Genomic DNA, 21,740 nt, shown 5'->3' with positions numbered 1-21,740 from the left:
CTCAGAGCGCGCGGGCTTCGCGCGGCGCATGGCCCGCGAGTTCGTCGGCGTGGCGGGTGGCGATGTCGAATGGGAAAGTAATCACCACCTGCAAGCCGCCGTTCCGATGATTGCCGATCTCGCACTCGCCACCCGCGCGGCGCGCGAGCCGTTCGACGATCGCGAGACCGAGGCCGCTATGGCCGCTGCCGCCGCGCGCCGGATCGAGCCGCACGAACGGCCGGCTCGCCTTGATCAGATCGGCCGGCGGGATACCGCCGCCATGATCGGACACCGTCAGCAACCATCCCTTAGCGGCCCGCGACGTTTCGATCACGACCGGCGGCGCCCCATAAGCGTGCGCGTTTTCCAGAAGATTCGAGAGAATCCGTTCGAGCGTGGCGGCGGGAAGCACGAAATTGCGTCCGGCGCGAAGCTGCGTCTGCACTGGCTCCGCGGCCGGCGACACCGCGCGGTAGTTGCGCGCGATGCGTTCGCACTGGTGATCGACCTCGACCGGCTCGCTGCGGTCCGCGCCATCGTGCGCGAAGACCAGGAACTGATCGACGATATGCGCCATTGAATCGACGTCGCGCACCACACCGTCGCGCAGCTTCGCCTCTTCCATCATTTCCGCGCGCAATCTGAGACGCGCAAGCGGCGTCTTCAGATCATGCGCGACGCCCGCGAGCATCACCGCGCGATCGTTCTCGGTCTGCGAAAACTCGCGCACCATCTGATTGAAACCGTGTGTCAACTGACGAAGCTCTCGCGGCCCGCGCTCGGGCACGGGCGGCGTCGGCTGGCCGCGTCCGAACCGGGCGACGGCCTGCGCGAGCGAGCGCAGCGGATGCTGCAACTGCCACGCGGCGACGAGCGCCGCCATGACGGCCGTCGAGAAAATAATGGCGAGCCACAACAGCATGCGGTCGCGCGAACGGGGCGGGCGCAACGGCTGAACCGGCACGACGATCCAGTCGGCTTCCTTCGCGCCGCGCACCCAGATGCTCGGCGGTCCGCCTGGCTCGCCTGCACGCACGTCGGTGCCCGCGGGCATGCGGTCGCGCAGGTCGTCGAGGAAGCTCGCAAGCGGCGGCGGGGTCTCGTCGCTCGCGGGCTTGGGCACGTCCGCGCTCGACGCCGGCACGATCCGCACGCGCGACGGCAGCGGCTGATCCGGCGTATTGGCGACGTGCTGGCGCACTGCATCCACCAGGAACGTCGCCTCTTCTACCGCGTAACGCGTCTGCGAATTGTCGCGCTCGACGCGGATGACCGCGAACCACGCGAGGTGCGACAGCACCAGCACGCCGATAACGAGCACGACCAGCCGGCCGAACAGCGAATCAATGGGCCGACGCATTTTGCTCGCCGTCCGGCACGAACACATAGCCGCGCCCGCGCACGGTCTGAATGAAGCGCGGCGCGGACGGATCGGTTTCGAGAATGCGCCGCAGACGCCACACCTGCACGTCGATCCCGCGGTCCGTGCCGTCGTATTCCGGACCGTGCAGCAGTTCGAGCAGACGCTCGCGGGTGAGCGTGCGCATCGGATTGTTGACGAAGATTTTCAGGAGCGCGAACTCGCTGCCGGAAAGCGTGAGCGGTTTTTCGTCCTGTTGCAGCGTGCGCGACTGGAAATCGAGCCGGAAGCGGCCAAACGAAAACGGTTCGCGCTGCTCGGGCGCAGCCGACGGAATGGTGCGACGCCGGCGCAACACCGCCTGCACGCGCGCCAGCAGCTCGCGCGGATTGAACGGCTTGCCGAGGTAGTCGTCGGCGCCGAGTTCCAGCCCGACGATACGGTCCACGTCGTCCGCGCGCGCGGTGAGCATGATGACCGGAATGTCATCGCCCGAGGCGCGCAGCTTTCTGAGCGCCGTCAGACCGTCGACGCCCGGCATCATCAGATCGAGCACGATCAGATCCGGACGTTCGCGCTCGAGCCTGCGTTCGAGCGAACCGGCGTCATGCAGCACCGATACCTCGATGCCTTGCCGGACCAGATAATCGCGCAGCAGGTCGCGCAGTTCAGCGTCGTCATCGACGACAAGTATTTGAGTAGCCATGGGAGGAAGTTTAACGCCACTCGCGGCCGGGAACGCCACGACGGCGGCCCAAAGGGTTACCGGGTGTTACTGCGAAAGCAGCTCGTAAACCAGCGTAATACCGGCAACCGGGTCCGTAACACGGCTCGCCGGATGAATGTCTACGCTGTGTCTTACCGAAGGCGAGACGCCGGCCACGACGGCCAGCCCGCCCCGCCTCATCGGCTTCGCACACTAATAATGGAGTATCCGATGCTCAAGCACACGTTGAAGCAATCCCGCCTGATCGCCGTGACGGCCGCCGCGCTCGCCCTGACCTTCGGCGCCGCGCACGCCGCCACGCCGGACGCGCCGCCGCCCGGCGGCCCGGGCATGGCGATGGGTGGTCCCGGTGGTCCCGGTGGTCCAGGCGGCCCCGGCGGTCATCGCATGGAAATGCGCATGCAGAAGCAGCTCGACCAGTTGCACGGTCAGTTGAAGCTGAACGCGGATCAGGAAAAGCTCTGGCAAACCGCGCTCGACACGATGAAGCAAAACCGTGCCGCCATGCGCGAAAGCCACAAGCAGATGCACGACCAGTTCCAGTCGATGCAGCAGCAGCCGATCCTCGATCTAAACGCGATGAACGCGGCGCATCAGAAGATCGAGCAACAGAACGCTCAGTTACGCGACCAGACCACCGGCGCGTGGCTCGCCTTCTACAACGCGCTCGACGACAGCCAGAAAACCACGGTGAGCACGGCGCTGAAGAAGCATTTCGCGCGGATGCACGAGCATGAGATGAAGATGCACGAGCGCTGGGGCAAGCAGCCGGGCGGCCCGGGCATGGCGCCCAACGGAGCATCGGCGCCCTTGATCAAGCCGTAAGCGACGCGTTCCAGCGTCGGGCGTAAACGCAAAAAGCCGCGGGATTCGCTCCCGCGGCTTTTGCATACGCCCTGGCTATCTCGTACTCACGCGCGTCGGCCAGATTCACGCGAGGTCGAAGAGCAGCACTTCGGCGTTATCGCCGTGGTCGAGCGTCACCTTCGCGACGTCTTCCAGCTTCGCCGCATCGCCCGCGTTGAGCGCCTGTCCATTCACGGACACCGCACCGCGCGCCACATGCACATACACGCGGCGGCCAGCCGGCACGTCGAATTCGGCGCGTTCGTCGCCGTTGAACAGACCCGCGTAGATTTCCGTGTCCGCGCCGATCTTCACCGCGCCGTCCCGTCCTTCCGGCGATGCGATGACGCGCAGACGGCCGCGCTTTTCGGCGTCGTCGAAGTGCTTTTCCTCGTAGCCCGGCGCGCCGCCCTGTACATCCGGAATGACCCAGATCTGCAGGAAATGCGCGGGTTCGGTGGCCGAACCGTTGTATTCGCTATGGCGCACGCCGGTGCCGGCGCTCATGCGCTGGACGTCGCCCGGGCGGATGGTCGAACCGTTGCCCATGCTGTCACGGTGGGCCAATCCGCCTTCGAGCACGTAGCTGACGATCTCCATGTCGCGGTGACCGTGCGTGCCGAAGCCCTGTCCGGCCGCAACGCGGTCTTCGTTGATGACGCGCAGCGCGCCGAAATGGACGTGCTCCGGATCGTGGTAATCGGCGAAGGAAAAGCTGTGATACGAATCGAGCCATCCGTGGTTGGCGTGGCCTCGTTCGTTGGCGCGTCGAATGTCGAACATTGCGTTTCTCCGGTTGGTTTCGCGATGCATCCAATGTATGCGCGCGCACCCCGACAAACAACGCCCCGCGCAGGCACCACACCGTCCCGCTGGTGTGACTAATCGCCTCAAGTCCGACGATTTGCGCCGCCCGGCGCGCTGCCGCTGGCGTCCCGGCCCCGTTCGGGTAAAATACCGCGCTTTTCGAGATCGGCCGTCCGGTCGGCGCTCTGTGGCTAGCGGCACGCGATCCCGGGCAAACCCGGCCGCGCCCCGCACACCCGCGCGACGCCCATTTTTGGACGCCTAGAATGGGCACCGTCGCAGGTGCCGTCGCAGGTACCGTCGCAGGCACCGTCGTAGGTGCCGTCGGGCGGCCGCCAGGCGAGCGTCGGCCAGCGAACCCTGAGTCATTCGCTAAGTCATTCGCTGAGTCATTCGCTGAGTCATTCGCTATTAACTACCCGCCGTTTTTTGCGGTTTCCGGCGGCCACGCGCACGTCACCAAGGAATCACCATGTTTCTGCAAGGCTATGGGCCACTGATCCTCGCGGGCACCTGGCAGACCGTCAAGCTGGCGGTGCTGTCGCTCATCTTCGCTTTCGCGATCGGGCTGGTCGGCGCGGCGGCGAAGCTCTCGCGCAACCGGATCGCCTCCGGCGTCGGCACGCTGTATACGACGCTGATCCGCGGCGTGCCCGATCTCGTGCTGATGCTGCTGCTGTTCTACAGCCTGCAGATCTGGCTGAACCAGCTCACCGATCTCATCGGCTGGGACCAGATCGATATCGATCCGTTTCTCGCCGGCATCATCGTGCTCGGCTTCATTTACGGCGCGTATTTCACCGAAACGTTCCGCGGCGCGTTTCTTTCCGTGCCGCGCGGCCAGCTCGAAGCGGGCGCGGCCTACGGCATGACGCCGTGGCAGACGTTCTCGCGCATCATGTTTCCGCAGATGATGCGCTTCGCCCTGCCCGGCCTCGGCAACAACTGGCAGGTGATGGTGAAGGCGACGGCGCTCGTGTCGATCATCGGCCTCGCGGATGTCGTCAAGGCGTCGCAGGACGCGGGCAAGGGCACGCTGCGCTTCTTCTTTTTCACGCTGCTCGCGGGCGCGATCTATCTCGTCATCACGACCGTCTCGAATCTCGTGCTGATCTGGCTGGAACGCCGCTATTCGATCGGCGTGCGCCGAGCCGACCTTTAAGCGCTACCGAACGCTCCCCATCGCTCAAAACGCTCAACGCGGCGGACACCATGATCGAAATCATCCAGGAATACTGGCGCAATTATCTGTTCACCGACGGCTACCGCGTGACCGGCCTCGCCATCACGATGTGGCTGCTGGTCGTGTCGATCGGCCTCGGCTTCTGTCTCTCCATTCCGCTCGCGGTCGCGCGCGTCTCGAAGAACAAGGTGCTGTCGAGCGCGGTGTGGCTCTACACCTACGTGTTCCGCGGCACGCCGCTCTACGTGCAGTTGCTGCTCTGCTACACGGGTCTTTACAGTCTGCAGGTCGTGCGCGATCACGTCGTGCTCGACGCGTTTTTCCGCGACGGTATGCGCTGCACGCTGCTGGCGTTCACGCTCAATACCTGCGCCTACACGACGGAAATTTTCGCCGGCGCGATCAAGGCGACGCCTTACGGTGAAATCGAAGCCGCGCGCGCGTACGGGATGTCGTCGTTCACGCTGTATCGGCGGGTGATTCTGCCTTCCGCGCTGCGCCGCGCGCTGCCGTACTACAGCAACGAAGTGATCCTGATGCTGCACGCCACGACCGTCGCCTTCACCGCGACCGTGCCGGACATTCTCAAGATCGCGCGCGACGTGAACTCGGCCACGTATCAGTCGTTCCAGGCGTTCGGGATCGCCGCCCTGCTGTATCTCTTCATCTCGTTCGCGCTCGTGTGGCTGTTCCGCCGCGCCGAGCACCGCTGGCTCGCGTATCTGCGGCCGCAGGGCAAGTGACCATGAACCGCCAAATGAAATCACCGATGCACAAACTTTTCGTCGACGACCTCCACAAGCAATACGGCAGCAACGAAGTGCTCAAAGGCGTTTCGCTGAAGGCGAATGCGGGCGACGTAATCAGCATCATCGGCTCGTCGGGTTCCGGCAAGAGCACGATGCTGCGCTGTATCAACTTTCTGGAGCAGCCGAATCAGGGACGCATTTTTGTCGACGGCGAAGAAGTGCGCACGCTGAAGGACAAGCACGGCGCGCTGAAAGTGGCCGATCAGAAGCAGTTGCGCGAAGTGCGCTCGAAACTTTCGATGGTGTTCCAGCACTTCAATTTGTGGTCGCACATGAACGTGCTGGAAAACGTGATGGAAGCGCCCGTCAACGTGCTCGGGCTGTCGAAGAAAGAAGCCGAAGATCGCGCGCGGACGTATCTCGAAAAAGTCGGCCTCGCGCCGCGTGTCGAGAAGCAGTATCCGTCGCATTTGTCGGGCGGCCAGCAGCAGCGCGTGGCGATTGCGCGCGCGCTCGCCATGCATCCCGACGTCATGCTCTTCGACGAACCCACCTCCGCACTCGATCCCGAACTTGTCGGCGAAGTGCTGAAGGTCATGCAGACGCTCGCCGAGGAAGGCCGCACGATGATCGTCGTGACGCACGAAATGGCGTTCGCACGCAATGTCTCGAATCACGTCGTGTTCCTGCATCAGGGACGGATCGAGGAAGAAGGTCATCCCGATGAAGTCTTCGGCAACACGAAGAGCGACCGTCTGCGGCAGTTTTTATCGGGCAGTCTCAAGTAACTTTTGCCTGTTTCTCAGTAACTACTAAAAAGCGCCGAAAGGCGCTTTTTGCATTTGCATCCCACAAACGGAGAAGTTTCTCGCTTTTTTTGCCTAATCCTCTACGCCGGCGACGTCAATAGAAAATATCCTTAAGTGTTAGCTCGCGAATCCCACAAACCCTTACCCAGTAAGGCGATCGCGTATTTCAGGCAGGGTTATCCAGACCACGCAACGGCGGCGGAATTGCATTTTCGAGACACATCATTGGGAAATAACAATTTTCTTGGCGTGGTAAACGGTTTTTGCTAAATTAGTAACCAAAGTACGCAAACGAAGTTCATTAAAAGTAGTTTTACTTCAAAAAGAACTGAGGAGACACCGATCCCAAGGTCGGCCGTGGAGTTCGTCCGGAGGGCACGGCCCTCATGCGAACCACATCGGGCACAGCCGCCCTAGCGTGTCATTCCTCAATAAAAGCTTTCCGGTTCGGTGCGCTGGCGCCGGATCATACGGCAGCACTTGGGTTCTATTTTTTCGACAGGGTTGGAGGAGATGATGAAGAAAGCTTTGCTCGCGGCATCGCTGCTGACGTTCGGCGTTGCAGCTCACGCCCAAAGCAGCGTGACGCTGTATGGCCGTTTGGACGCCGGCCTGGAATACATGTCGGGCGTGCCTCAGGGCGTTGGCGCAAACGGCCAGGCCACCGGCAGCACCAACCGTTTCCGCGCAGAAAGCGGCGACTGGGGCACGAGCCTCTGGGGGATGAAGGGCGTTGAAGATCTGGGCGGCGGCAACAAGGCCGTGTTCCAGTTGGAAGGCAGCTTCAACACGATGACGGGCACAGGCCCGGGCGGCGGCGGTCTCTTCAATCGCTGGGCGACGGTGGGTGTCGCCAACGACCAGTTCGGTACCTTCTTGCTGGGTCGCGAACTGTTCATCTCGAACGGCGTGTGGGACTTCGACCCGTTCGGTCAGTCGAACTGGTCGTCGGCGTCGCTGGTGCGTGGTCGTAACTGGCCGCAATCGAGCAACAACCTGTCGTACCAGTCGCCGAAGGTTGCAGGCTTTGACTTCTACGGCCAGTACGCGCTGTCGAATGCAACGAACTGGAACGGTAACGGCACGACGCCGCAAGGCCGTGAAGGCGGCGCGCAGATCACCTACACGAACGCGCTCTTCCAGGTTCGCGGTATCTACGACGAAATCCGCAACCCGGCAAACGGTACGCTCAGCGGCCCGTACGGTGCGGCGCAGTCGAACGGCGGCGGTGTCTACGGGTTCTCGCGTGAATACACGGCAGCCCTTAACGTGTTCCTGGGCCAGTTCAAGATCCAGGCCGCTTACCAGGCTATCCGCACGGCAGGCCAGACGGGTCAGTTGCCCGGCCAGCCGACCACGCTCGACCACGAATGGGGCGGTGTGACGTGGCAAGCCACGCCGGCAGCAGCCCTGATCGCAGCGGTCTACCACGTCAACGGCAACAATGGCGCGGGCAATGCGACGATCTACACGTTCGGCGGTTCGTACAACCTGTCGAAGCGCACGCTGCTCGACATCCAGTTGGCAACGGTGCGTAACAGCAGCTCCGCCAACTACGGCCTGAACGCCAATGCGGCTGGCACGACCACGGCATCGGACAACCCGCTGCTCGGTCACCAGCAATCGGGCGTGTACGCAGGTATCCAGCACTCGTTCTAATCGACGGGTCTGAACAGAAAAGAGTCTAGTTTCAAGTTTTCACGCTGCTGCGAGAGGCGCGTATCGGTGCGGTATCCGAAAGGGTATCGCACCGTTTTTTATTGGGCGTCAGAATCTCGCGCCGAACTGGAAGTAGACGCTGTTCTGCCCGTGCGGCGCAGCGGCAAAGCCCACATAGGCCGGCCCGAACGCCGTCACCGTGCCGATGAACACGCTCAGGCTTTTCTTGAGCGGATCGTCGCGCAATGCCGCGCCGCGCTGCGTCACGTTGCCGACCTCACCCGTCGTGCCCAGATAGATATCCCGCACGATCTGCCCGTTGGGCGTCGCGATCTGATACTGGTAGGTCAACTGGCCGTAAGCGAGATAGTTGCCCGTGAACTGGTTCACGCCGTACGCGGCGAGATGGCGGAACCCGCCGAGCGAGAATGGCGCACCCGCATGCTGCGCCATGCCGCCCTCCACCGATGCGTTGAAGCTGTGTCGCCCGAACCGCGTCGCGCCCGTCGCGAAGACATGCGCGACCTCGTAGCTGCCCTCTGAATCGAACGATTTCGCGACGTCCGCCTTGAGGTAATAGCCGGCGCGCGGAAACAGCGCGTTATCGAGTTGATCGATCACGATCTGCGCGCGCGCGAACGTCTGTTTATCCGCGGGAATGCTGAGCTGGCTGGCAGGCACGTCGTTCTGTTCATCGCCGATGAGAATATCTTCGGTAGCCTGCCGGTTGATCACCGTGGCGCCCACACCGACTCGCAACTCCCCGAGCCGCCCGATCGGCGCGGCGAAGTCGACGCCCGTCTTCGCCTCGATGATGCGCAGGCGAAGCTGCGGCCGCTTGCCGGAGGCGTCGTCGAACGCATCGTAGTAGTTCGCGAAACGTTGCGACGCCTCGGCATACGGCGCGATGTAGTAGCCGAAGCGCTGGAACACGGGCTGGCGTAATTCGGTGTGGAACGCGAGGTCCTCGGTGCCGAGTTTCAGGTCGTTGCGCCATTCGAGGCCCGACGCGGTGATCCACGGCCGCCGGTGGCCGACATTCAGCACGAAGCCGCCCGTGCCGGCGAAATCCGTCGATACGCCGAGTCCGAACAGAAGGAAGTTCGGGCCCCACTGCTTTTCCCGGGCGTCGACGCGCAGCCGCTCCACGCCGTCCTTCTCCACGAGTTCGTGCGTCACGCTCTCGAAGTAGCCGGTCGATTCGAGCGTCGCCAACTGGCGGTTGATCGCGGCGGCGTCGTAGTGGTCTCCCGGCGCGACGGTGACGTATTGCGCGATGTAGTCGTGCGGCACGCGGCCGTGGCTGTCGATATCGACCGCGCCGATCTGGATGCCGTTTCGCGGCTTCGCGTTCACGACGTGCGCGGCGCGGTAAGCGGCGTAGTCGCTTTCCGACAGCGACAGCGCGTCGAGCTGCGTGTGCAGCGCCTCGGCGGCTTCGCTGCCGCGCTCGATCGCCTCCGCCGCCCGCGTGAAGTCGGTGAACGTGATGTCGCCGAGGTCCGGGCTGACCAAGATATCGGTTGCGCGCAGCGACGCGATCTGCGCCTTCACGTTCTGGCCGATCAAAATGCCGACCATCTGCTGCGCGACATCGGCGGGCGAATTGATGGCCGCGCGCGTCCTGAGCGGCGTGCCGATATTCACCGCGATCACGATGTCCGCGCCGAGGTCGCGCGCGACGTCGACCGGCAGGTTATCGGTCAGCCCGCCGTCCACCAACGTGCGGCCATTCACTTCGATCGGCGAAAAGAGGCCGGGCGCGGCCATGCTCGCGCGGATCGCGACAGGCAGCGAGCCGTGGTCGAAGACGACGCGATCGCCGCTTTCGAGATCCGTCGCGACCGCGCGGAACGGCAACGGGAAGCGGTCGAACGGTCCGTCGGCGGGTACGTCGGCCGTCCATTCCTGCATCAGCGCGAGAAACGAATTGGCGCGCACGAAGCCTTTGGGGAGCTTCAGCTTGCCGCTGTCGTCGATTCCGGCCGACAGCGCGATCGGATATTCCGCCTCGTCCTCGCGCAACGACTGCGGCAGCGTCGTGCGTGACGTGCGGTCGAACGCGATCTCGCCCAGATTCACCTCCGCCACCCGCCGCTCCAGTTCCTCCGCCGGCAGACCCGACGCGTAAAGCCCGCCGACCACCGCGCCCATGCTCGTGCCGACGACCATATCGATAGGAATCCGCAGCGCTTCGAGCGTCTTCAGCACGCCGATATGCGCGTAGCCGCGCGCGCCGCCGCCCGAAAGGACGAGCGCTATTTTCGGACGAGGCGCCACGACACCCGGCGCAGCGGTTTCCGGCAACGTGCCGGAATCGGCGCGGGTGAGCGGACTCGCGGACAGCACGCAAAGGGCAAGCAGGCAAAGCAACGCGTTACGCATGGGGCGGGGTGCGCAACGGAATTACGCAGCTAGAAAAGTGGCGGCTCCCGGATTCGGGGAATCGAGTGCGTCGAGTCGGACGCAATCCGGCGAGAAATTCTAGAGACACGCTAAAAGTATGTCTATCCCTCAAATCAATATATATCGGATTAATTTTATTTTTTAACGGATTTTTGTAGATTTTTTACATTCATATCAGATGAATCTGATATGAATTTACTGGTAGAAAAATTACGCTCGGCGCTTCCATCTGTCCTCTTCATTGCCGAGAATTGTTATGCGTCCGCGTTCGCGTCAGCGTCATCAACTCGGTGGCCTGCTCTGGTCACTTCCCTATTTCCTCGCTGCTTACGCATCGGCCGTTCTTTCGACTGGCGCCGGTCCTGCGTCGTCGATCTGGCTGCCTGCCGGCGTCGCGATGGCCGCGCTGATGCTCACGCGCCCCGGGGCATGGCCCGCGGTGATGATCGGCATCGGCTGCGCGCAGACGCTCTTCGGCGTGATCCACGGCGCGAACCTTCTGCTCTCGATCCTCCTGGCGATCGTTGCCATCGGCGCGCCGGGCATCGCGCTCGCCCTCGTGGTCCGCCTGGCGCAAGTGCCGCTCCACGGGCTCTATTTCCTCCGCGCACTCTTTCTCGCCGCGCTGATCGAATGCCTGCTCGCCGCCTGCGCAAACGCCGCCGTGCTCATGGCCGACGGTGCGGATTTCGCGTCGAGCCTCCAGATGCGGGCGATCGCGCACTTCGTCGGAATCTTCGTGATCACGCCGGTCTTCACGACCTGGGCGCGCTTCCGGCCGAGCCGGCAGGCGTCGGGCGGGCGGGCGGAACTGGTGATCGGCGGTCTTGCGTTCGCCGCGCTCGTACCGACCGCGCTTCTGGTTTTCGGCGCGAGCGCGGCCGAACACGCGGGCGCGAACCTCACGATCGGGCTGAGCTACGTGCCGCTCTTGTTCTGCGCGCTGATCGCGCTGTTGTGGGGCGCGCGGGGCGGCGTCGTCTCGGTCCTCGTGCTCGCGTTGATCGCGCTCGCGGCGACCGCCTCGGGCAACGGGCCATTCACGTGGACACCCGACGCGGATTCGCTTCTCGGCGTGCAGTTGTATCTCGGGGTCGCTTCGGTGCTGGTCCTGCTCACCACGACCTTGCGCGGCCATCGCGAGCGCCTGCGCGACAGCGCGACGCAGTGGCGCTCGAATATGGAACTGGCGCTCGCGGGCAGCGGCCAGCTGGTCTATTGCCTCGATCCGAGAAGCGGCCGGATCGAATGGGGCGGCGACGTGGAAAATCTGCTCGGCCGCAGCGCCGACACGCTCGGCACGCTCGATCAGGTCATTGCCGCGATCGATCGCGACGACCGCGCGCGCGCCCGCAACCGCTGGCTGCGCGCAACGGACGGCAACTCGACCGGCGAGATTACGTTCGCCCTTCCGATGGCGTCGGGCAAGCGCGTGTTCGTCACGGATAGCAGCCGGGCGATCAGCGATCTCGACGACAACACCGCGTTCATCGCGGGCACCTGGCGCGTGCCGCTCGCAACGGACGCCCGCGACCCGACGGCGGTCGTTCGCGAAACGGAGGCCGCATGAACACGGCCGAGGCAGACAAGCCAACGGTGCAGCCCGGAAGCACGGCCGCGCTGTTGATTCACGGGCTCGGCGGCACACAGTTCGACCTCGGTTCAATGCACAAGGCGTTAAAGCGCGCGGGTATCGATACGCATTCGCTGACCTTGCCGGGCCACGGCACGACGCCGGAAGATCTCTCCGGCGTGCGGGCCGAGGCCTGGCTCGACGCGGTCACGAAGAAATATCGCGAAGTCGCGCTCGCCTACGACACCGTGCATGTGGTCGGCATGTGCATGGGGTCGCTGCTCGCCATCGCCCTTTGCGCGCGCGAAGGCCACTCGCGCGGACGGCTCGTCACGCTCGCGCCGCCGATCTTCATCGACGGCTGGGCGACGCCCTGGTATCGCGGGCTGCGGCATCTGATGTATCTATTGCCGTTCGTGCCGAGCCGGATGCGGGTGGACGAAGACGAGCCTTACGGCATCAAGAACGCGCTCGTGCGCTCGATCGTGAAAGCGAAATTCGATCGCGGCGAGAATTTCCATTACCGATGGGTGCCGCTCGCGTGTATCCGCGAGGTGGATCGCTTGCGGCGGCTCGCCAAGCGCGCCGCCACCGCGCTGCGCTGCGAAACGCTCGTCATGCATGCGCGCGAAGACGAACTCACGAGCCTGAAATCGGCCGATTTCCTGCGCGGCGCGGTGGCGCGCTCGGAAGTGGTCGTGCTGGAAAACAGCTACCACCTGATTTGCGTCGATAACGACCGCCAGACCGTCACGACGAACGTCCTGCGCTTTCTCGGTCTCGATCCGGCCGCCGCCGACAGCCCGGCTGAAGTCGAAGTCGACGTACCGATGAGCGATGCGGAAGTTCGCGACGTCGCCGGGCGCTACATGGCGGCGATGACCGCGCAGCAATTCGAGGCGGCGTTGCCGCTGTTCGCGTCCGACGTCGTGTGGGAGCAGCACGGCACTGGCCCGCTGGCGGGCGAATACGCCGGACGCAGCGCGCTGATCGACCTGTTTTCCGCCCTGCTCGACCGCTCGGACGGCACGTTTGCCGTGCAGTCCTACGGCGAACCCGCGTTCGAAGGACAAACCGCTTCAGCCGACGTGCTGTTCGTCGCGACGCGCGGCGGCAAACCCTTCCACGGCGCGGCGCGGCAAACTTTCACGTTCCGCAACAAGCGGATCGTGCGCGTGGTCTACGATCCACGCGACGCCGAGGCCGAAGGCGCATTCTGGCAATCGGGCGAGGCGCTCGTGCGCGCGGCCGGTGCGTCCGGTGCATCACATCAGTCACCGCCCGTGTCCGCGGCGCTTGCCGCGCTCGACGGCGACGCGCTGGAACGCCGCTTCGCGCAATCGCAAGCCGAGGTCAAGTCGCTCGCGCGGCGTCCGCCGAACGACGTGCTGCTGCGCCTGTATGCCTGCTACAAGCAGGCCGTGGAAGGCGACGCGCCCGCGCAGCAGCCTTCCGCACTCGATCCCGCCGGCCGCGCGAAGCATGCGGCGTGGACGCGGCTCGGCGGTGTCGGACGGGACGACGCCCGCCGCCGCTACGTGGCGCTCGCCGACGAACTGGCGCAGGCTGTCGTCGCGTAATAGCGTTTTCGCAATGACAAAGGCCGCCGATTCGCATCGGCGGCCTTCGTTTTTTCAGCGCAAGACAGAGCGCCCGCGTGGATCAGTCGCGTGCGACGCCCGCCGCTCCGTGACTGAGCCAGTCGAGCACGGCGCCCGTGTCCTCGTCGCCCGCATCGCGGACCTTCGCCACGGCATCGTCGATGTCGGCGTTCGGCGCGGGCAGCGCGCGACGGATCGCGACACCCACCGCGAGAATGTCGATCATCACGAGGTGCAGGATGCGCGAGATCATCGACAACTGCGATTCGCGGATTTCGATGTGATCCGTTTCCAGCGCGACCGTCGCGCGCTTGGCGAGCGGCGTGTTGCTGGAGGTGATGGCGATCACGGTCGCGCCCTGCTGCATCGCTATTTCGAGCACGCGCAGCAATTCCGGCGCGCGGCCCGATTTCGACACCGCCACGATCACGTCGCCCTTGCCCAGCAACGCGGCCGACGCCGCCTGCATGTACAGGTCGCCGTAAGCGATGGTCGGAATGCCGAAGCGGAAGAACTTGTAGTGCGCGTCCTGCGCCACGATGTTCGAATTCCCGAGTCCGTAGAACTCGATACGCCGCGCGCCGTTCAGGATGTCGATCGCCCGTTCGACGTGCTCGAAATTCAGGTGCTCGCGCAGTTGCAAGATTGCGGAGACGGTGTTGTCGAGCACTTTCGCGCCGAAATCGGTGGCGGTGTCGCCGAGATGCACCTGGCTGTGGCTCACGGGAATCGTGCCGGTCAGGCCCGTCGCGAGCTTCAGCTTGAAGTCGGACAAGCCCGTGCAGCCGAGCGAGCGGCAGAAGCGGATCACGGTCGGCTGGCTCACGTCGGCCTTGCGCGCGATGTCGATGATCGGGTCGTTGATGATCGAGCGCGGATGATTCAGCGCGAGATCGGCCACCCGGCGCTCGGCGGGCGTGAGCGCGTCGCGCATCTGGCGAATCCGCTCGAACACCGCCGACGACCCGCCGTTCGCGCGGTTCGACAACTGTTCGGACAGAATGGCCGAGACGCCGAGGAACGCCGGATATTCCGCCGTGATGACGAAGGTCGGAATGGTCGACAGATACTGCTGAAAGCGGCCTTTCGCCTCGAAACGCTCGCGAAACGGCGACTTGTTGAACAGTTCGCCGAGCTTCAGCACCACGCCGCCGCCGATGAAAATCCCGCCCAGCGCGCCGAGCGTTACCGCGATATTCCCGGCAAACGTGCCGAGAATGCCGCAGAAGCAATCGACCGCTTCGAGCGCGAGCGGCTCGCCCGCCTGCGCGCGTTGCGTGACGTCGGCGGAATTGACGGCTTCGGCCACGTTCGTGCCGTCGCGTTCGGCGAACGCGCGGTAGATCAATTCGAGGCCGGGCCCTGCCGCCACGCGTTCGAACGACACATGCGGCCATTTCTTGCGGGCATAGCGCAGCACGATGTCCTCGCGCTCGTCCGACGGCGCGAAGCTCGCGTGGCCGCCTTCGCTGCCGAGGGCGATCCAGCGGTCGTCGGCCGGAATCAGGCCGGATACGCCGAGACCCGTGCCCGGCCCGAGCAGGCCGATCACGCTGCTCTGACGACGCGCGCCGCCGCCGACCTGCACGCGTTGCGCATCGGTCAAACCGGGCAGCGCCATCGCGAGCGCGGTGAAGTCGTTGACCACCAGAAGCGTGTCGAAGCCGAGCGCGCGGCGCGTCGCTTCGATCGAAAAGCTCCAGTCGTGATTGGTCATCGCGACGTGGTCGCCGTCGACCGGATTCGCGATCGCGACCGCCGCGTGGTTCACGCGGCCGACCTTGGTGTCCTTCAAATACTGCTGCATCACCTCGGCGATGCCGGGGTAATCGGCGCCGGGATACACGCGAATCTGCCCGATCTCGCCGGGCGCGGTTTCCAGCGCGAAACGCGCGTTGGTCCCGCCGACGTCGGCCAAAAGCCTCGGTCCGTCGGCGTGCTGGCTTCCGGCCGGTACGGCCTTATGCACACCAGTAGACATCGACCTTTACTCCCTGTGTATTGATAAGCGTCGACATGGCGTTCTTTTGCGGCGCGGCGAGCGCGGCGTTCAGCACGTCGAGTTTCTTTTGGCCAGAAATGAACAGATAGAGCTGCCCGACTTCGCGGAGCGCGGACATCGAGAGGCTCACGCGCGCGTGCGGCGCGGCCACCGGATTCACCGCGACGAAACGCTCAGGCGTGGTGACGGCGAGATTCCACTCGGGGGCATCCGCGAAAATGGACGCCGTGTGGCCGTCCTCGCCCATGCCGAGCACCGCCACGTCGGGGACGCGGCGCTGCGGGTCGCCGTTCAAATCGGCGATATGCGCGTCGAGCGGACGCGAGGTGTCGACGAGCGGCCAGAAATACGCGTTCGACGCTGCGTTCTGCAAGAGCGTCGTGCGCACCAGCGTGGCGTTGCTCGCCGGGTCCGTTTCCGGAACCCAGCGGTCGTCGACGAGCGTGACGTCGATATGCGCCCAGTCGAGCGCCTGCGTGGACAGCGCCTGCAGGAACGGGCGTGGACTGGTGCCGCCGGATACGGCGAGCGTTGCATGGTGCGCGGCGTCGGCAGACGCAGCGCCACGGGCCGCCAGCGACGCTTGTAGCGCGTCGCCCACGGCCTTCGCCAGCGCGTCGGATTGCGCGCGCGGGTCGTCGAAAGTGTGAAGCTCGATCACTGCTCCTCCATCCTGCTTTGTTTTGGTTTCATCGCTCCGCCACGCATCGCGAACATCTTGCGTAGACCGCACGCGCGGCGGCGTTGTCTCAGTTTTCTTTCTTCTTTGGTTTTCATCGCGGCTTGTGTCCGCCGCGACGCCGGGTCCGTCAGTGTCCAGAATCTGTGCGCAACCCGGATGCCGGATCGCGCGGCCGCCAACTTCAGTTCTCTTCTTCGAGCCAGCAGGTGCCGTGCTGCGCGAGCATCGCACTCGATGCCGCCGGTCCCCACGTGCCCGATGCGTAAGGCTTCGGCGGCTTCGGCGAACTGGCCCACTCGTTCAGGATCGGCTCGACCCAGCGCCACGCCGCCTCCTGCTCGTCGCGGCGCACGAACAGCGCGAGCCGCCCGTTGATCACGTCGAGCAGAAGGCGCTGGTACGCCTCCATCTGGCCTTCCTTGAAGAACTGATCAAACGCAAGGTCCAGATGGACGCTCGCGAGATTCATGCCTTCGCCCGGCTGCTTCGCGAGGCAGTAGAGGCGGATTGTTTCGTTCGGCTGCAGGCGGATCACGAGACGGTTCATGCCCGCGCGCAACGCGTTGGCGCCGAGCGCCGAGTGCGGCACGGGCCGGAAATTCACGACGATCTCCGCGACGCGATCGGCGAGCCGCTTGCCGGTTCGCAGGAAGAACGGCACGCCCGCCCAGCGCCAGTTCTCGATTTCCACCTTCAGCGCGACGAAAGTTTCCGTGTGGCTGTCTTCGCGCACGCCTTTTTCGGTGGCATACGCCGGCACCGACGTGCCCTTGATGACGCCGCCGTGATACTGGCCGCGCACCGCGACCTTGCTGATGTCGCGCGGATCGATGGGCTTGAGCGCGCGCAGCACGCGCAGTTTTTCGTCGCGGACCGAGTCGGAATCCATCGAATGCGGCGGCTCCATCGTCACGATGGAAAGCAGTTGCAGCAAGTGGTTCTGCACCATGTCGCGCAGCGCGCCGGTGTTGTCGTAGAAGTCGCCGCGCGCTTCCACGCCCAGTTCCTCGGCAATCGTGATCTGAATGCTTTCCACCCATTCGCGGCGCCACAGCGGCTCGAACAGCGCATTGCCGAAGCGCAGCGCGAGCAGGTTCTGCACCGGCTCCTTGCCGAGATAATGGTCGATCCGGTAGATCTGCTCTTCGCGGAAGATTTCGCCGACGGCGTCGTTGATCGCCTTCGACGACTTCAGATCGTAGCCGAGCGGCTTTTCCAGCACGATGCGCGCGTTTTCGCTCAGGCCGACTTCGGCGAGCGCGCGGCAGATCGGCACGAAGAGAGACGGGCCGGTCGCGAGGTAAAACACCCGCGTGCCGCCCTGCTTCGCGACCGCGTCGCGCAGCAGGCGGAAGTCTTCCGGCTTGCCGAGATCGAGCCGCACATAGACGATCCGCTCTAAAAAGCCCTTCCATGCCTCCGTATCGACACCCTTCTTCGAGACGTGCGGCTTCACGTGTTCTTCGACCCATGCGAGATAGGCTTCGCGATCCTCGGCCGCGCGGGCCACGGCCACGATCCGCCCGGCCGGCGCGAGCATGCCCGCCCGGTGCGCTTCATAGAGCGCCGGAAGGATTTTTCGCATCGACAGGTCGCCGGTTCCGCCGAAAAGAACGAACGTGAAATTCGAGTCGAGTTGCATGTGTCTCCGTCGTGTTCAGAGGGACCGTAGTCCGATAAAATTTTTTTTGACACTGAATTGTAGTTTAACTACAATCCAAATCAAGAGGTAACGTCATCCCGGAAAAAAAAGCTTAAGTCAATCAGAAGATTAGCGTTTTCCCGGAGATACACGTGGAATTTGCATGTTAACGGACATAAAGCATCGGCGCTCTTGGGAGCAGCCAGAGTCGGTTGGCATGCGCCTCGGGCTCGTTTCGCGCCAGCCGCTGGCCGGGGCGGGCAAAAATCAAAAGAGGAGACAGCCGTTGCGATTCAACCCACTCATCTCTTGAGAGCCGTGCGACCGGATATCGGTTAGCCGGCTACGCACGCGCGCGCCACGTGAAAATTCACGCGCCGCACGCTGCAGTTCTCCCAGCCGACACCGCCGACATCCGGCCACACAAGTTTTGCCTGTTTTGCTAACCAACGCTTCCTGGCATGTCAGGGGCCAACCGTTTTTTGTTCAGGTGTTCGGAGGAGATAAACAATGAAAGTCCGTAAGCTCATGGGCGCGCTTGGCGCCGCTGGTCTGTTGTGTGGCATGTCGGCGCAGGCGGTTCACGCTGCCGAAGCCGTCTCGGTGCTGCACTGGTGGACCTCGGGCGGCGAATCGAAGGCGATTGGCGTGCTCAAGGACGACATGACGAAGCAGGGTTACACCTGGAAGGACTTCGCCGTCGCAGGTGGCGCAGGCGCCGCTGCAATGACCGCGCTGAAGACCCAGGTGATCTCGGGCAACGCACCGTCGGCCGCCCAGATCAAGGGTCCGCTGATTCAGGAATGGGCCGAGCAAGGCGTCCTGGTGCCGATCGACTCGGTCGCCGGCGACTGGAAGAAGAACCTGCCGCCCGAAATCGACAAGATCATCCACGCCGACGGCCACTATGAAGCCGTGCCGTTCGCCGTGCACCGCGTGAACTGGCTGTACATCAACAAGGCCGCGCTCGACAAGGCAGGCGGCAAGGTTCCGACGACGTGGGACGAGTTCTTCGCGGTCGCCGACAAGATGAAGGCGAACGGCATCGTACCGGTCGCAGCAGGCGGCCAGCCGTGGCAAGACCTGACGCTGTGGGAAGACGTCGTGCTGTCGCAAGGCTCGGCTTTCTACAAGAAGGCGATCGTCGATCTGGACCAGAAGACGCTGACGTCGGACCAGATGGTCAAGGTGTTCGACACGGTCCGCAAGGTCCAGTCGTACTTCGACAACGGCCGCACGGGACGTGACTGGAACCTGGCCACCGCCATGGTCATCAACGGCAAGGCCGGCATGCAGTTCATGGGCGACTGGGCGAAGGGCGAATTCGCCGGCGCGAACAAGAAGGCCGGCAGCGACTACGTCTGCGCCGCTGTTCCGGGTACGGAAAAGGCCTACACGTTCAACGTCGATTCGTTCGTGTTCTTCCAGCAGAAGGGGTCGAAGGAAGCAACGCCGGGCCAGCTCGCCCTCGCGAAGACCATCATGACGCCCGACTTCCAGGAACAGTTCAGCCTGAACAAGGGTTCGATCCCGGTTCGTCTGGGCGTGCCGATGGCTAAGTTCGACGACTGCGCGAAGAAATCGTACGCCGACGAACAGACCGCCATCAAGTCGGGCGGCTATGTTCCGTCGCTCGCGCACGGCATGGCGCAAGGCGATGCAACCGCCGGCGCGATCACGGACGTCGTGACGAAGTTCATGAACTCGACGCAAGATTCGAAGAGCGCAGTTGCCGCTCTCGCGAACGCAGCGAAGACGAAGTAATAGAGCAATAAGCAAACAGAACCGGGCGTCCTTCCAGCGGAGGCGTCCGGATCGACAGTGGCAGCGAAATAAATCGTCGCATCATGTGCCGGCCGAATATCCGGGCAACAGCCGGGACATTCGTGCCGGCACATTTCCAGGAGTCTAGTAGTGGCTGCCTCCCTTAGCGGTACCGCGGAAAAGCGTCCGCAAACCCCGCCGCGCCGCACGTCGCCGATGGCGGCAATGGCTGACCGGTACATCCCGAAACTCGTCCTCGCGCCGAGCGTGCTGATCGCGCTGGTGTTCGTGTACGGCTTCATTCTCATCACCGGCTATTTGTCGCTGACCAATTCGCGACTCATGCCGCGCTACGAATTCTCCGGATTCGACCGCTACCGGCAATTATTCGACAACGACGTCTGGTGGACGTCGGCGGCGAACCTCGGCTGGTTCGGCATTCCGTTTATCGCTATTTGCGTGGGTCTCGGCCTTTTCCTTGCCATCCTTCTCGACCAGAAGATCCGCAACGAAGGCGCGCTGCGCGCGATTTTTCTGTATCCGATGGCGCTGTCGTTCATCGTGACGGGCACCGCCTGGCAGTGGATTCTGAATCCCGGCCTCGGTCTCGAAAAGGTGTTCCACGACTGGGGCTGGACGAGTTTCTCGTTCGACTGGCTCGGCAATCCGGACAAGGCCATTTTCTGCGTCGTGATCGCGGCCGTGTGGCAATCCACCGGCTTCGTGATGGCGCTGTTCCTGGCGGGTCTGCGCGGCGTCGATGCGGAAATCTTCAAGGCGGCGCAAATGGACGGCGCGGCATTGCCGACCATCTACCGCAAGATCGTGATTCCGAGCATGCGCCCGGTGTTCTTCTCCGTGCTGCTGATTCTCTGCCACATCACGATCAAGACCTTCGACCTCGTCGTGGCCTTGACCGCGGGCGGCCCGGGCACGTCGTCGTCGCTGCCGGCCATGTTCATGTACACGTTTTCGTTCAATCGCGGGCAACTGGGCGTGGGCGCGGCTTCGTCGATGATGATGCTGGCGACCGTCGTCGCGGTGCTCGTGCCGCTGATGTATCTGGAATCGAGGAGCACCCGAAATGCAGCCTAAGATGACGATCAGCCGCGCCGTCATCTATGCGGCGCTGATCCTGTTTGCCCTCTACTTCCTGTTTCCGATTTACGTGATGCTCTCGACGTCCTTCAAGGACCTCGACCAGTTGCGTACCGGCAACCTGCTGACGCCGCCCACCCACTTCACGTTCGCGCCGTGGGTCAAGGCGTGGCAGGAAGCCTGTACCGGCGTGCGCTGCGACGGCATGGAGCCGTTCTTCATGAACTCCGTGAAGATGGTGATTCCGGCCGTGCTGCTCTCGTCGATCATCGGCGCGTTCAACGGCTACGTGCTCACGCACTGGCGTTTTCGCGGCGCGGACGCGCTCTTCACGATGCTCCTGGTGGGCTGCTTCATCCCCTTCCAGGCCATCTTGCTGCCGATGGCGCGCCTGCAGGGCATGCTCGGGCTGTCGAACACGACGACCGGCCTCGTGCTGGTTCACGTGGTCTACGGTATTGCGTTCACGACCATGTTCTTCCGCAATTTCTACGTGAGCATTCCGGCTGAACTCGTGAAGGCGGCGCGGATCGACGGTGCGGGTTTTTTCGTGATCTTCACTAAGATCCTGCTGCCTGTTTCGCTGCCCATTTTCATGGTCTGCCTGATCTGGCAATTCACGCAAATCTGGAACGACTTCCTGTTCGGGATCGTGTTCTCCGGCGTCGATTCCATGCCGATCACGGTCGCGCTGAACAACCTGGTCAACACCTCGACCGGCGTGAAGGAATACAACGTCGACATGGCCGGCGCGATCATCGCCGCATTGCCGACGCTGCTGGTCTACATGGTCGCCGGGCGCTTCTTCGTGCGCGGCCTGACGGCGGGCGCGGTAAAGGGCTAAAGACAG

General features: G+C 63.8%; 17 protein-coding genes. 10 read left to right on the top strand and 7 right to left on the bottom strand.

Annotated elements, in window-relative coordinates:
* Position 1: 1 nt before the first annotated feature.
* Both AC3D25_RS05660 and AC3D25_RS05655 read right to left on the bottom strand, forming a co-directional pair.
* Positions 2 to 1,342 carry an ATP-binding protein gene (locus tag AC3D25_RS05660; RefSeq protein ID WP_488887472.1) on the bottom strand — a complete coding sequence of 447 codons (1,341 nt, stop codon included), beginning with the start codon at positions 1,340 to 1,342 and terminating at the stop codon, positions 2 to 4.
* Positions 1,326 to 2,048, bottom strand: a complete 723-nt coding sequence (locus tag AC3D25_RS05655; RefSeq protein ID WP_488887471.1) for a response regulator — start codon at positions 2,046 to 2,048, stop codon at positions 1,326 to 1,328. The genes AC3D25_RS05660 and AC3D25_RS05655 overlap by 17 nt, the downstream gene beginning before the upstream one ends.
* A 231-nt stretch (positions 2,049 to 2,279) precedes the next feature.
* Here AC3D25_RS05655 and AC3D25_RS05650 point away from each other — a divergent pair, with 231 nt between their 5' ends.
* Entirely contained in the window at positions 2,280 to 2,894 is a 615-nt protein-coding gene (locus AC3D25_RS05650) for a Spy/CpxP family protein refolding chaperone (RefSeq protein WP_488887470.1), read from the top strand.
* Between the two features lie 105 nt (positions 2,895 to 2,999).
* Here the strand turns inward: AC3D25_RS05650 and AC3D25_RS05645 are convergent, their stop codons facing one another.
* Positions 3,000 to 3,698, bottom strand: a complete 699-nt coding sequence (locus AC3D25_RS05645) for a pirin family protein (RefSeq protein ID WP_488887469.1) — start codon at positions 3,696 to 3,698, stop codon at positions 3,000 to 3,002.
* Between the two features lie 496 nt (positions 3,699 to 4,194).
* Here AC3D25_RS05645 and AC3D25_RS05640 point away from each other — a divergent pair, with 496 nt between their 5' ends.
* The 4 genes from AC3D25_RS05640 (at position 4,195) to AC3D25_RS05625 (ending at position 8,122) form a co-directional block, all read left to right on the top strand.
* On the top strand, positions 4,195 to 4,884 hold the full coding sequence (locus AC3D25_RS05640) for an ABC transporter permease (protein ID WP_488887468.1): 690 nt from the start codon (positions 4,195 to 4,197) through the stop codon (positions 4,882 to 4,884).
* 50 nt (positions 4,885 to 4,934) lie between these two features.
* Complete coding sequence (locus AC3D25_RS05635) at positions 4,935 to 5,648, top strand: ABC transporter permease (RefSeq protein WP_488887467.1); 714 nt, start codon at positions 4,935 to 4,937, stop codon at positions 5,646 to 5,648.
* A 26-nt stretch (positions 5,649 to 5,674) separates the two neighbouring features.
* A complete protein-coding gene (locus tag AC3D25_RS05630) occupies positions 5,675 to 6,442 on the top strand; it encodes an ABC transporter ATP-binding protein (RefSeq protein ID WP_488887466.1) in 768 nt (255 codons plus the stop codon).
* A gap of 537 nt (positions 6,443 to 6,979) precedes the next feature.
* Positions 6,980 to 8,122, top strand: coding sequence for a porin (locus AC3D25_RS05625; protein WP_488889611.1), 1,143 nt, complete (start codon positions 6,980 to 6,982; stop codon positions 8,120 to 8,122).
* A gap of 108 nt (positions 8,123 to 8,230) precedes the next feature.
* Here AC3D25_RS05625 and AC3D25_RS05620 read toward each other — a convergent pair whose 3' ends face one another.
* Complete coding sequence (locus tag AC3D25_RS05620) at positions 8,231 to 10,507, bottom strand: patatin-like phospholipase family protein (RefSeq protein ID WP_488887465.1); 2,277 nt, start codon at positions 10,505 to 10,507, stop codon at positions 8,231 to 8,233.
* Between the two features lie 277 nt (positions 10,508 to 10,784).
* Here AC3D25_RS05620 and AC3D25_RS05615 point away from each other — a divergent pair, with 277 nt between their 5' ends.
* Both AC3D25_RS05615 and AC3D25_RS05610 read left to right on the top strand, forming a co-directional pair.
* Positions 10,785 to 12,098 (top strand): MASE1 domain-containing protein, encoded by a 1,314-nt coding sequence (locus AC3D25_RS05615; RefSeq protein WP_488887464.1) that lies wholly within the window; start codon positions 10,785 to 10,787, stop codon positions 12,096 to 12,098.
* Positions 12,095 to 13,681: an acyl-CoA-binding protein gene (locus tag AC3D25_RS05610; RefSeq protein ID WP_488887463.1), complete on the top strand. Its 1,587-nt coding sequence runs from the start codon at positions 12,095 to 12,097 to the stop codon at positions 13,679 to 13,681. Before AC3D25_RS05615 ends, AC3D25_RS05610 begins: the two co-directional genes overlap by 4 nt.
* An 82-nt stretch (positions 13,682 to 13,763) precedes the next feature.
* On the opposite strand, the gene AC3D25_RS05605 is transcribed toward AC3D25_RS05610, so the two are convergent.
* The 3 genes from AC3D25_RS05605 to zwf all read right to left on the bottom strand — a co-directional run bounded on the left by AC3D25_RS05605 (position 13,764) and on the right by zwf (position 18,028).
* Positions 13,764 to 15,683, bottom strand: a complete 1,920-nt coding sequence (locus tag AC3D25_RS05605) for a bifunctional transcriptional regulator/glucokinase (protein WP_488887462.1) — start codon at positions 15,681 to 15,683, stop codon at positions 13,764 to 13,766.
* Positions 15,664 to 16,365, bottom strand: coding sequence for a 6-phosphogluconolactonase (pgl, locus tag AC3D25_RS05600; RefSeq protein WP_488887461.1), 702 nt, complete (start codon positions 16,363 to 16,365; stop codon positions 15,664 to 15,666). Before pgl ends, AC3D25_RS05605 begins: the two co-directional genes overlap by 20 nt.
* Before the next feature lie 202 nt (positions 16,366 to 16,567).
* Positions 16,568 to 18,028, bottom strand: a complete 1,461-nt coding sequence (gene zwf, locus AC3D25_RS05595) for a glucose-6-phosphate dehydrogenase (RefSeq protein ID WP_488887460.1) — start codon at positions 18,026 to 18,028, stop codon at positions 16,568 to 16,570.
* 510 nt (positions 18,029 to 18,538) lie between these two features.
* On the opposite strand from zwf, the gene AC3D25_RS05590 reads away from it, so the two are divergent.
* From AC3D25_RS05590 to AC3D25_RS05580, 3 genes are all read left to right on the top strand, one after another.
* Complete coding sequence (locus AC3D25_RS05590) at positions 18,539 to 19,792, top strand: ABC transporter substrate-binding protein (protein ID WP_488887459.1); 1,254 nt, start codon at positions 18,539 to 18,541, stop codon at positions 19,790 to 19,792.
* 150 nt (positions 19,793 to 19,942) lie between these two features.
* Positions 19,943 to 20,887, top strand: coding sequence for a carbohydrate ABC transporter permease (locus AC3D25_RS05585; RefSeq protein WP_488887458.1), 945 nt, complete (start codon positions 19,943 to 19,945; stop codon positions 20,885 to 20,887).
* A complete protein-coding gene (locus tag AC3D25_RS05580) occupies positions 20,877 to 21,734 on the top strand; it encodes a carbohydrate ABC transporter permease (protein ID WP_488887457.1) in 858 nt (285 codons plus the stop codon). Before AC3D25_RS05585 ends, AC3D25_RS05580 begins: the two co-directional genes overlap by 11 nt.
* Positions 21,735 to 21,740: the final 6 nt, after the last annotated feature.

Source organism: Caballeronia sp. SL1002, from assembly GCF_057814995.1.
This window is presented reverse-complemented; position numbering and strand designations above follow the sequence as displayed.